Source organism: Streptomyces sp. NPDC001443 (assembly GCF_053597355.1).
This window is the reverse complement of record NZ_JBSFIA010000086.1, coordinates 1-10293: the sequence shown is the minus strand read 5'-3', so window position 1 is coordinate 10293 and position 10293 is coordinate 1. Positions and strand designations below refer to the sequence as shown.

Here is a 10293-nt window from a genome sequence, read left to right as displayed (position 1 = left end):
CCGTTCTCGCCGATCCCGGTCAGCTCCAGCACGTGGGAGACGTAGCGGTGGCGGCGGCCGCCGATCTGCGTCTCGTCCGTCATGTCGACGTAGACGATGAAGTCGAGCCCGTTGGCGGTCTGCCGGTAGGCGAGCTGCTCGGAAAGGTTGTCCTGGGCGAGCGCGTACAGCTCGGCGATCCGGTCGAAGATGATATCCGGGCGACGCGCGTGGATGGTGCACAGATTGCCGCCGGAGCCGTTGGTCAGCGCCTGCATCATGGCGACGACCTCGGGGCCGCGGACCTCGCCGACCACGATCCGCTCCAGGGACATCCGCAACGCCGGATGCATCAGATCCAGCAGCGTGACCTCACCGGCACCCCGCCCCGTGACGTCCTTCTCCCCGTTGGACTCCCGCCCGACCAGCGAGACGACCTGGCGGTGGTAGCCGTTGGTATGGGCGAACAGCTCGTCCTCGGTCTGAATGGTGGCGAACCGGCAGTCCGGATCGAACTCCTTGAGCATCGCCCGCAGCAGGGTCGTCTTCCCGGCCTTCTGCTTCCCCGCGATCATGATGTTCTTCTCCGCATGCACGCACGCACCGAGGAACTCACGCAGGACCGGGTCGATCGTGCCCAGCCGCACCAGGCCGTCGAGATTGACATGGGAGACCCGGTGCCGGCGGATGACCGCATACGTCATCGGCCCCAGCCCCGTGATCGCCTGCAGACGGGAGCCGTCCTGCAGCGACAGAGCCAGCGTCGGATTCGCGGTAGAGATGGTCCGCTCACTGTGCCCGGAGCCGCGCGCCAGCTCCCGCAACAGCTCCAGCAGCTCCTCCTCGGAGTCCGCAATCGGCCCGACCCGCCGGCGCTGACCGTCGCCGTAGTCAAGCCACACCTCGTGCGGACCCTGGATGATGATGTCCTCGACCCGGTCGTCATCGAGATACGGCTGGAGCCTGCCGGCCCGGAACAGCAGGTCGTACACGGCACGCCGCAGGATTTCGTCCTCCTGCGGTGCCATCGCCTGGGCATCCGACCACAAGGCGACCGCCTCGTTGATCCAGTCCAGACAGCGCTGCTCTTCGCTGGCCCGGTCCATATCGGGCGTCGTCTTCAGCAGCTCCTCACGTTGCTTGGCGACCTGGGACGCAATCTCCCGGGCCACCCGGTAGTCCACGGTGATCTGAGGAGCCGCGGCACCGAGCACCTGCGTACCGGCCGCAGCACCGGCAGGTGCCGGTGCGTCGGCAGTCCGATGTCCCCGCTCCGGGGGCAGCGGCGCCACCATGGGGTCTGGGTGCAAGGGCCTAGCGTGCATGGGTCACCTCCCCACCGGCTGCGCGTGGGATGCGCGGATCGAGTCGGGCCCGGCGCAGCGCGGCCCGCTGGAGAAGCAGCGAGCTGCTGGTGCGGGCGGCCTTCATCAACGGCGATTTCGTGAACCGGCGGGGCTGTTCGGCACCGTCGGACAACACGCGAGCGTCGTCCGGCGCGTACGGCAGAGTGGCGATCACCGGAACCTGCAGCACACGCTGCACCTCGCCCGCCGGATACGGTCCCTCGTTGATCATCAGCACGCCGACGTCACCGACACGTTCTTCCAGCGCGCGTACCCGGCCCTCTGCTGCCTGCAGGCACCGCAAGGTGTTGCGGACCACTACGAAGGTGGCGTCGGCGTGCTCCGCAAGGGTCCCGGAAGGCCCGTACGCCCCGCGGCGGCCGAGGTCGATCAGCACGTCGTGGTCGCTCTCGGCCTCGATACCGCGGAACATCTGCGCGAGCATCTTCCAGGCCTGGCCAAGGCTCGCCGACTGAGAGGGGTCGGTGATACCGGGCAGCAGCAGCCGGTTGCGCGGCGATTCCTGCGCGCCGTCCTCACTGCTCAGGTCGATGAGCTGGCGCCAGAACGCGTCGCTGAACTCGCCCTTTCGGGCGGCGACCGACAGGTTGCGCAGCCCGTACCGGTCGCCGAGCGTTCCTTGCAGCAGTCCGTGCAGCACAGCCCCGCCGTCCGGGTCGCACTCGGCCAGGACCATGTTCCGCCCTGGCTCCAGCGGCCACGACAGCAACAGGGCCAGGGCGCTCGTGGTCACGCCGGGAGCACCACTGCAGCCAGCGAGCGCGATGACAGCCATCAGTGACCGTCCGGAGCGGCGAGGACCAGGCGCAGGGTGCCGGCTGCTTCCCATGCGGCGGCCTTGGGCCCGTCGGCGGCGGAAGTGGCCACGTCCACGACCACGATTCCCGTCCCGGGAGCGGCGTCGGAAGCCTTCACGACCCGCCCGTTGATGGTCTGCGGCGCAGCATCGGATGTTTTGTCCGCGTCCGTGGTGCCCAGAGTCGGGACGCGCACCAGCTGAACCTTCTGGCCCGGCACCAGCGCGGTGGCCGGGATCTGCTTGGGCTCCAGGCCGATCGGCACCAACTGCTCGCCGGGCTTCACCAGGTTGTCCTTGGTCACCTGCGAGGGGGCGAGCAGCGAGCCCGGCTTGAGTTCCACCGCGGCCCGTTTGCCCACCACCGACTTCAGATCGTCGGCGCGTACCGCCTTGACGGCCGGGTCCAGGGCTACGGATGCCCGGCCCAGGTCGCCCTCGGTGAGGACCTGGCCGACCTGGACATCACGGACCACGGTCACCACGTCGGTGCGGTTGCCGACCTGCAGCAGCAGGACGGCAACCCCGGCGCCGCCGGCGGCGATCAGGGCCAGTGACAGCGCGATGACACCTGGTCTTCGCCTGCGAGCCGACACCCGGGGCGGTGCCACGGGTCCTGCCAGGCGTCCCTGCTGGGGGATGCCGCTCGATCTGGCGGCGTCTAATTCTTGGGTCTTGCTCAACGTCTCGTCCTTCCGGTGGCGTTATCTGACGACCTGCAGTTCGCCGACTGCCACCTGTATCCGGGACTGCCGGGTCTCCGTCATCTGGCCGGTCTGTCCGCCTCCTCCGGCGGTGACTTCCCAGTCGATCGACCACGTCGAGGTTGCGGTCACCGCGTACTTGCTGCCCTGGGCCTCAGCCGAGGTTTTGGCGTAGCGGTGACCGCAGGTCGGGGAATCGGCCATGCCGGACGACGCGGAGTACACCGTGCCCGGGCCCGTGCACGTCACGGTGGCGCCATCGTCCATCTGCCATACGATCTTCGACACCTTCGCCGTCGCCGTGACCGTCACGGTGCCGGCAGACGCCGACGCCGACTGAGGCCCGTACGTCGTCGCGCTCTGGTTGACCCACATCCACATCGGAACGCCGACTATGTACTTGCCAGCAGCACGCGGGCTGGCGATGTCCGGACCGCTCAGCGTCATCTTCTTGACCGCCTGCAGTGCCAGCACTTCGGGATCCACGCCCGCGGCGCCGTTCGGAGGCTGGGCGAACCACTGGCTGGTCATGTTGGGGTTGTCAGGGCAGTACGCGCTGTAGACCGCGCCGTCTTCCGGGGTGTGCCCCGCCCATCGGGGATCACCCGCAGGTGGTTGGGGGTCGAGTTTCTGGAAGTAGCAATTGCGGCCGTTGACCCAGTAGCCAAAGTGCTCCAGGTAGCAGGGGACTTCCGTGTCGCCGACCATGTTGCTGTCGTAGCACTTCGGATTGGTGGGCTTGTCGTCCGAAGCCTGTTCGCCGTTACCGTCTCTGCCTGGTGTGGTGGTGGTGTCGTCGGCTACGACCCGGCACAGGCCCTTCTCATTGCAGACGACCTTGCCACCGCCGGCATGCGCGGTGACTTCTGCTGACGCTAAGGCGAGCAGAGCGGCCAGCACGGCGCCAGCCAGGGCGCGCTGGCTCAGCATGTCTTCTCCTTGTTCGCCTTCTCGTCGGTGACCAGCCACTCCGAGCTCTGCCTTTGGAGGTGAGCGGTGATGACGTACCGCTTGACCTGCTTGGGTGGGGTGACGCTCTTGCCCGTCTTCTTATCGATCGACTCCCACGTGTTCAGGTCGAAGCACACGGTGAGAGTCGCCCGCGTGCCCGCGGCACTGAGCGCAACGTCATCTTCGGTAGCTGTCACCTTTGGTTCGCCCCTGACGACGATGCCGTTCTGCATGTTGATGAAGACCGTGTCCTTCGCGTCCCGTAGCGCTGCGCCAGTGGCGTACTTGGTGATGTTGCTCCCGGCGAGTGACGACTTCGCGTACGCCTTGACCTCTTCGTCGGTCATGCCGCGGTAAGCGGCGATGACGTCTTTCCGCGCTTGGGCTTCTTCAGCGTTGGGGGAGGTCGTGGAGGGCGCAGTGCTGGCACTCGGTGACTCCTCAGCCTTTCCGCCACCGCTGGACGAGCAACCCGTCATCGCGGCGGCCGCGAGAAGGGTCACCAGCATGGCCGGCACCGTGCGTCGACATCGGATGCTGGCCGCGGACAGCCATAACGAACGATGTGGTCCTCGTGTCACGTTGTCTCCCCATACGAACGTAATGCAGATGGCCGCCTCCCTGGGCGCCTTGCGGCGACAGACCAGGGCCATGGCCCATCCAAGCTGCGGTGATCCGTTTACACAGAGCGGCGCACAGGGTGAAAGCCGCGGCTGTGCCTCTACCTGGCGGGCCACGATCCCTCCTTGATCAGTGCCCGGCGACCAGACTGCCCAGTCTGCAGTCGCCCTGAAGCCCAACCCGACCGTGAGCCCTGATTGGATTGGGCGTTCGTGCTCTCTGTGATCGGAACACTACGCATATGCCAGTCAAGTTCCCAGTCGTATAAGCGCGTTGTGCTGAGTAACGCTGGTCATATGCGGTCACACGAGGACAGGGACATTGGCAAGTTGCTCTCGCTGGAAAGCGACTGACTTCCCCGTTTCGCCCACGGATTCGAGGCTGGCCCCAATGGGAGCGGTGGCGCCGTGCGGCCTGCGGCTGCCGATGAGGGAGACGGCTCGTGTCCCGAGAGGCCTGGTGTCCTCGCCACTGTCTTCGTGGGCGCGAATGGTTTCCATTGCATGCGTCATCAGGAATCCCCTAAGTGCAGGTCAGGAAGGGTTCGTTTGAGCCTGCCACCCTACTGTGCGACAGTAAACTACTGGTTCGCGTGAGCAAATCTCAAGGGGTTGCGGAGGCAGTTGCGAGGCTGAGACAAACGACCGGCCGCAGAGCCGCCATGTCACAGCTCGGTCCACGGCCTCGAATCGCCGCCAGCCAGAGGCACCCAAACGTCACCGGTGGGCCCCGGGTCCTCGAGGTCCTCCAGGACTGCGGCGCCCATCGGCACATGCCGGGCCAGCGTGCCCACGAGCGGGTGCTCCGCCACCATGGCCTGCAGGTCACTGATCCGGTTGCCCAGGACGTACCGGGAGGCCCCGGTCAGCACGAACAACACCCGGGGAAACACGGGATACCAGCGCAGCCACACCGCCCCGGCGGCGGCGGGCTGCCGCGAGCGGGGCCGGCCGACGGGCTGCGGCTCGTACGACCACAGCCGCGCGTACTCGATCAGCTTGGAGGCAAGCCGCTCGCTGCCCATAGTCGCCCGGTCGACCTCGACGAACGCCCGCAGCTTGGTGCGCTCCTCGCCCCTGATGAGGGTGTAGTGCATGACCGCGTCCGTGATGATCCGCTCGCCGTCGCTGAGCGGGTGGGAGACCTCCGGTGTCCAGTCCAGGTGGCCGTGCTCGTCGCCGCGGCGGCGCGCGTCAGCGACGAACGCGAGGTGGCTGCGGACCACGGTCAAGGTATGCGGCGTCTTCAGCGAAGCCGCCGTGGCCGAGTTGATCGGATAGGCGGGGCGTCCCCGCAGTGGGGGGAAGTCCTTCGTCAGCCGGGCGCCCTCGCTGGTCAGGTACCAGGCGCGGGACCGGTTGGACTTCGGCAGCACGGTGTAGTCCACCAGGCCGTCGCGGCGCAGCTTGTTCAGCGGCGCGGAGACGGTCTGTCGCGCCGCGCCGGGCCGCAGCAGTTCGTGGAGCTGATTCGTGGTCGCCATCCGGTGCTGGCCGAGTACGGCCAGGAGCTGATGCGGCAGCGGCTCGATGGGGCTGGGCGCACGGCCGGACGGCGCGGTCTCGAAGGCGGTGGTCACTTGTACTTCCTCTTCTTCTGCAGATGGACGGCCGGCTGGGCGGCGGAGGACTGGGCGAGGAAGGCGCTTACGCGGGTGAGCTGGTTTTCAGCCCGGTCGGTGAGCGTCTCCAGCGGGGCGGCGCCTGCCGTGGCCCGGGCGGCCCGTTCCAGTGCCCCGGCCTGGCCCGGGCGGGCGTAGTCGGCGAAGACGTTGTCCAGGTGAGGGCCGGTGATCCGGACGGGACCGACACGGCGGCCCTCGACGGTCAGCGACATGTAGTGCTCGTACCGGTCCAGAGCGGCGACGACGTCCGGAGTTGGACGGTCACCCCACTCGGCGGTGATCGGGGCGATAGCGGACTGCGAACCCGCGGTCGAGGCCAGGGTGGAGGCGTTCTGCACCAGCGACAGTCGCACCGGGATGGGAAGGCGGGCCAGCAGCTGGGTCATGCCGTGGACGTGCACCTTGTACTTGCGGAAGTCCTCGAACATCGCGGCGATCGTTTCCGGGGCTGCGCCGGTGAGGGTGATCAGCTCGTCGAAGTACGGGCGGAACGGCACCCGTTGGGCTTCGGGGGTATCGCGGCGCGAGCGCACGGCGCGCAGCAGGTCCCGGGCGAGTAGCGCGGTGATCAGCCGGTCGGTGGGCCCGTTGCCGCCCGGGCACACCCACACGATCATCCGGGAGTCCATCGCGGCCCGGATGTTGTAGATACCGGCCGGCTGCCCGAGGAAGGCGCGGGTGACGGGGTTCGCGGCCAGGCGGGCGATCGGATTGAGGACGACGGCGAACGCGTCGGTGGGCAGTGTGGGGAACACGGTCCGCCACCAGGAGCGGGTCTCCTCGTCCAGACGCCCCTCGATGGCGGTGAGCGCCGTCGTACGGAAGTCCGGGTCGGTCAGCAGGGACCGCACGTGAAAGATCGTGGCCTGGTCTTCTGGCCGCCCGGCCTGGCAGGCGGCCTCGTTGACAGCCACCAGCACCGCCAGGGCGGCAGTGAAGATGGTCAGCGCGCGGGGAGCGGTGGCGTCGTCCCAGCCGAGCACGGACGCGTAGGCGTCGGCGGTCGCCTCGACGACCTCGTGCGCGACCTGGTCCTGGTGCATACCAATCGGGTTCCAGCAGCTGAGCTGCGGTGCAGGCCCGCTGGCGTTGAGGTCGATCAGTGCGATCCGCGGCATCAGGTGGTCGTGGGCGAGGAACGGCAGGGCACGCGGCCACGAGTCGCGGTGCGGGTCGACGAACATCAGCCCGCCGCCGGCATGCGCCCAGCCGATCGCCTGGGCGAGGGCGCGCTCCGTCTTGCCGCCGCCCGCCTTGCCCACCCCGACCTCGAACAGCGTCTCCTTTGCGTAGGTGGCGACCAGGCGCCGACGGCCGTCCGGGCCGCGGTATATCCCCTGCAGCAACAGCTCGGAATCGCCATGCTCGAACGTCGGCAGGTCACCGGCGAGCAGAGGCAGACGGCAGTGCGTCGTGGGCGGCTTGAGCAGGCCGGTCAGCTCTTCCAGCCGGACCCAGTTCGGACGGGGCGGCTGACAGTGCCCCAAAGTCCAGCGGCGTTCGAAGCCGCGCCGGCTGGGCCAGCGGTCCGCCCCGAACCGCCAGGGGCCTACCCTCCAGCCACGCATCGCCCAGCGCGAGCCGCCGCCGAACACGTCCAGGGCGGCCTGGAGTTGAGCGAGCCGGGCTTCGGCGCGGCCCTCGGTGTTCGACGCGCACATCACCAGCAGCTGCACCCGCACCAGGTGGTCGTCCTCGGCGAGCTTGCCCAGCGCCTCCTCCGGGTCCACCCGGCGCGGGACGGGCGGCATGACCAGTCGGCGCCCGCCTCCGCCCTGCTTGCCGGCTACCAGTTGCTGCAGCTGCCAGGTGAGCGAGTCCTCGATGCCGGTGGCGTCCTGCCGCACCCACCGGGCGGCCCGCTGGGCCTCGCGCCGCTCCGCGCGACGCGCGTCGCTCATCAGCTGCAGACGGCGGGCCCGCAGTGCCCACTTGGGGGCGCGCTGGATGTCGAGCCGGATCTCGGCGAGGTCCCCCAGCTCGGCACGGAGGTCCGAGACGGCGTCGATCAGCGGCTGCAACGGGTCCGGGTTCAGCGGAACCTCACGCAGGGGTGCGGTCGGCTTGCCGCGCAGGATGAACTCCGCCCGCACCACGTGGTCACGGGGCTTGTCGATGAGGGGACGGGCCCGGTTCACGGTGACGGCCGGACCGAACGGCGTGATCGACAGAAGGCGTTCGCCGCCGGCCGGGCCTTCGATGCGGTAGCGCAGCGGGCTGGAGCCGTCGGCGCGCAGCCGGATCTGCACCGACTTCGACCGGCGCGGCGCCCACCACGGCATGCTCGTAGATGCCCGGGCGAGTTGCACACCCCGGCGGAAGATCTCCTCCAGACCAGGGTCGAAGTGCCGCGACGGTACGAGCTCCAGCACCATCCGTTCGGCCGAGGCCTTCCGCGCCAGATGGCGCACCACCGCCTCACCCGTGGCCCAGACCGCCACGGCGGCTAAGGCCACCACCCACCAGTAGGTGATCACCCAGTCGGCGGTGTGAACGATGCCCAAGACGAGGCCGAGCACCTGGCCGGATGCCGATGCGGAGGCCTGGCCAGTCAAGTACGGGGCTGCGGAGTCCACGTGGACGCCCCCTTCGGTGTGTTGGTGCGGGTGAAGTGCCAGTCGGTGATGCGGCCGTCGGTGAAGGTGCCGCCGCGGTCGGTGCCGGCCCACACCAGGTGCACCACCGCCTTGTCCGGGCTGCCGTCGCGGCGGGCGATCGCGGCCTGGATCCGGAAACGGGCGGTGGCGAACGTCGGCGCGAGGCCCTGCCGGGAGGCGGGGAAGACCGCGGGCCAATGCGCGCGGCCGATCTCGGTGGCGTCGGCGCGCAGGAGGTCGAGTCCCGCTGCCAGGAGTTCGCGTGCGTCGCCGGAGGGAAGATCTGGGGGCCACGCGGCCTCCAACGCCTTTTGGATGGCCGCATCGCCGGCCGTGCCTTCGCCGTGGGGCGGCAGCGCGGACTGACCGGCCGCCGGTGTCGACGCGGCGGGCGTCGAGGCAGGGGTGCTGACGGCCGGCGCGTTAGTGGTCGGTGTAGGGGCCGCAGGTGACGGATCCGTGGTTGCGTGAGCAGTCAGAGATGCCATCGGGGCCGGTGGCTGCTGACCGTGCGGCATGCCGAGGAGGGCGACCCCGGCGACGGCGAGTAGGGCGGTGCTCAGCACCAGTAGACGCGGTGAGCGCGGGATGGTGGTCACAGCAGCCGTGCTCCCCCCGCATAGCCCGACATGGCGTTGACCGAGTCCAGCCGGACGACCGTGCCCGGGCGGGCGGCGTTGATCATTTGACCGCTGCCTGCGTAGATCCCTACGTGATAGATCGTGGAATCGCGGCCGGGGGCGTAGGCATAGAAGACGAGGTCGCCCACTTTGAGGGCGCTCGTGCCGAGGCTGGCGGGGATGCGCTTGCCGACACCGGCTTGCGCGGCCGCGGTGCGCGGCAGATTGATGCCGGCCTTGGCGTACGCGTAGGTGGTCAGCCCCGAGCAGTCGAAGCCCTTGACCGTCGTGCCGCTCTTGCCGCTGGGTGAGCAGCAGATCCCGTACGACGCGCCATCGGCGTTGCCGCCGCCCCACGAGTAGGGCACCCCTTGCTGGGAGAGCGCCGCCTCGAGCACCGTGCGGACCTTTTCCGGGACGTTCTTCAGGTTCGGGTCCTTGGCGGCTGCCGTGTACTGGTCGATCCAGCCCAGCACGCCTGTGACGTACGCGTTGGAGTGGTTGTACTGCCAGATCGCGGCCTTGAGCTGGGCGCGTTTGGCCAAGTCCCGGCCGCCTGCGCACAGGTAGATCGCGGCGCCGAGGGCTGCGTCGTCGGCGTTGTGCGGGTCGGCGATCTTGTCGCTGTTGCCGTCCTCCCTGATCGACTCCCACGTGGAGGGCAGGAACTGGAAGGGGCCGACCGCACGCTCCCCCTGAGAGGTTCCGTCCCACTTGCCGCCGTCGGTGTCAGGGACGATGGTGGTGTTGCCGCCCTGGCCGGAGCCGTTGAGGAGCACCCCGTAGATCTTCGGGCGGATGTCGCCGTTGTCGGCGATGGTGCGCCCGATGGCGTGGTTGGACTCGACCTTCGCGATGCCGGCCAGGATCGGCCAGCGCATACCCTGGCACTTCGGCACGTACTTCCCGACCTGCTGCACAGCCTTCTTGTAGGCGGCTAGCATGCGCGGCGGGATGTCCGCGGCGCTGCCGTCTTCGGCGATCCCGCCGTCGTCCTGGGCAGCTGTCTTCAGTGCGACGTAGGCGCTGATGGC

General features: G+C 68.9%; 9 protein-coding genes. All 9 read right to left on the bottom strand.

Features of this window, described 5'->3' with window-relative positions:
* A partial coding sequence (locus ACWC24_RS41515) for a CpaF family protein (protein WP_450668110.1) occupies positions 1 to 1304 on the bottom strand: 1304 nt, incomplete at its 3' end.
* Entirely contained in the window at positions 1294 to 2121 is an 828-nt protein-coding gene (locus tag ACWC24_RS41510; RefSeq protein ID WP_450668109.1) for a hypothetical protein, read from the bottom strand. The genes ACWC24_RS41510 and ACWC24_RS41515, both read right to left, overlap by 11 nt.
* Positions 2121 to 2825: an SAF domain-containing protein gene (locus ACWC24_RS41505; protein ID WP_450668108.1), complete on the bottom strand. Its 705-nt coding sequence runs from the start codon at positions 2823 to 2825 to the stop codon at positions 2121 to 2123. Before ACWC24_RS41505 ends, ACWC24_RS41510 begins: the two co-directional genes overlap by 1 nt.
* 21 nt (positions 2826 to 2846) lie before the next feature.
* Positions 2847 to 3776 carry an ATP/GTP-binding protein gene (locus ACWC24_RS41500; RefSeq protein ID WP_450668107.1) on the bottom strand — a complete coding sequence of 310 codons (930 nt, stop codon included), beginning with the start codon at positions 3774 to 3776 and terminating at the stop codon, positions 2847 to 2849.
* Positions 3770 to 4306, bottom strand: a complete 537-nt coding sequence (locus tag ACWC24_RS41495) for a hypothetical protein (protein WP_450668106.1) — start codon at positions 4304 to 4306, stop codon at positions 3770 to 3772. Before ACWC24_RS41495 ends, ACWC24_RS41500 begins: the two co-directional genes overlap by 7 nt.
* A gap of 776 nt (positions 4307 to 5082) precedes the next feature.
* The gene (locus ACWC24_RS41490; protein WP_450668105.1) at positions 5083 to 5997 is read right to left on the bottom strand and encodes a replication-relaxation family protein; all 915 of its coding nucleotides are present in this window, start codon (positions 5995 to 5997) and stop codon (positions 5083 to 5085) included.
* Positions 5994 to 8618, bottom strand: a complete 2625-nt coding sequence (locus ACWC24_RS41485) for an ATP/GTP-binding protein (RefSeq protein WP_450668104.1) — start codon at positions 8616 to 8618, stop codon at positions 5994 to 5996. The genes ACWC24_RS41490 and ACWC24_RS41485 overlap by 4 nt, the downstream gene beginning before the upstream one ends.
* On the bottom strand, positions 8594 to 8944 hold the full coding sequence (locus tag ACWC24_RS41480; protein WP_450668103.1) for a hypothetical protein: 351 nt from the start codon (positions 8942 to 8944) through the stop codon (positions 8594 to 8596). Before ACWC24_RS41480 ends, ACWC24_RS41485 begins: the two co-directional genes overlap by 25 nt.
* A 290-nt stretch (positions 8945 to 9234) precedes the next feature.
* The coding region (locus tag ACWC24_RS41475) for a C40 family peptidase (protein ID WP_450668102.1) at positions 9235 to 10293 on the bottom strand (1059 nt) is incomplete at its 5' end.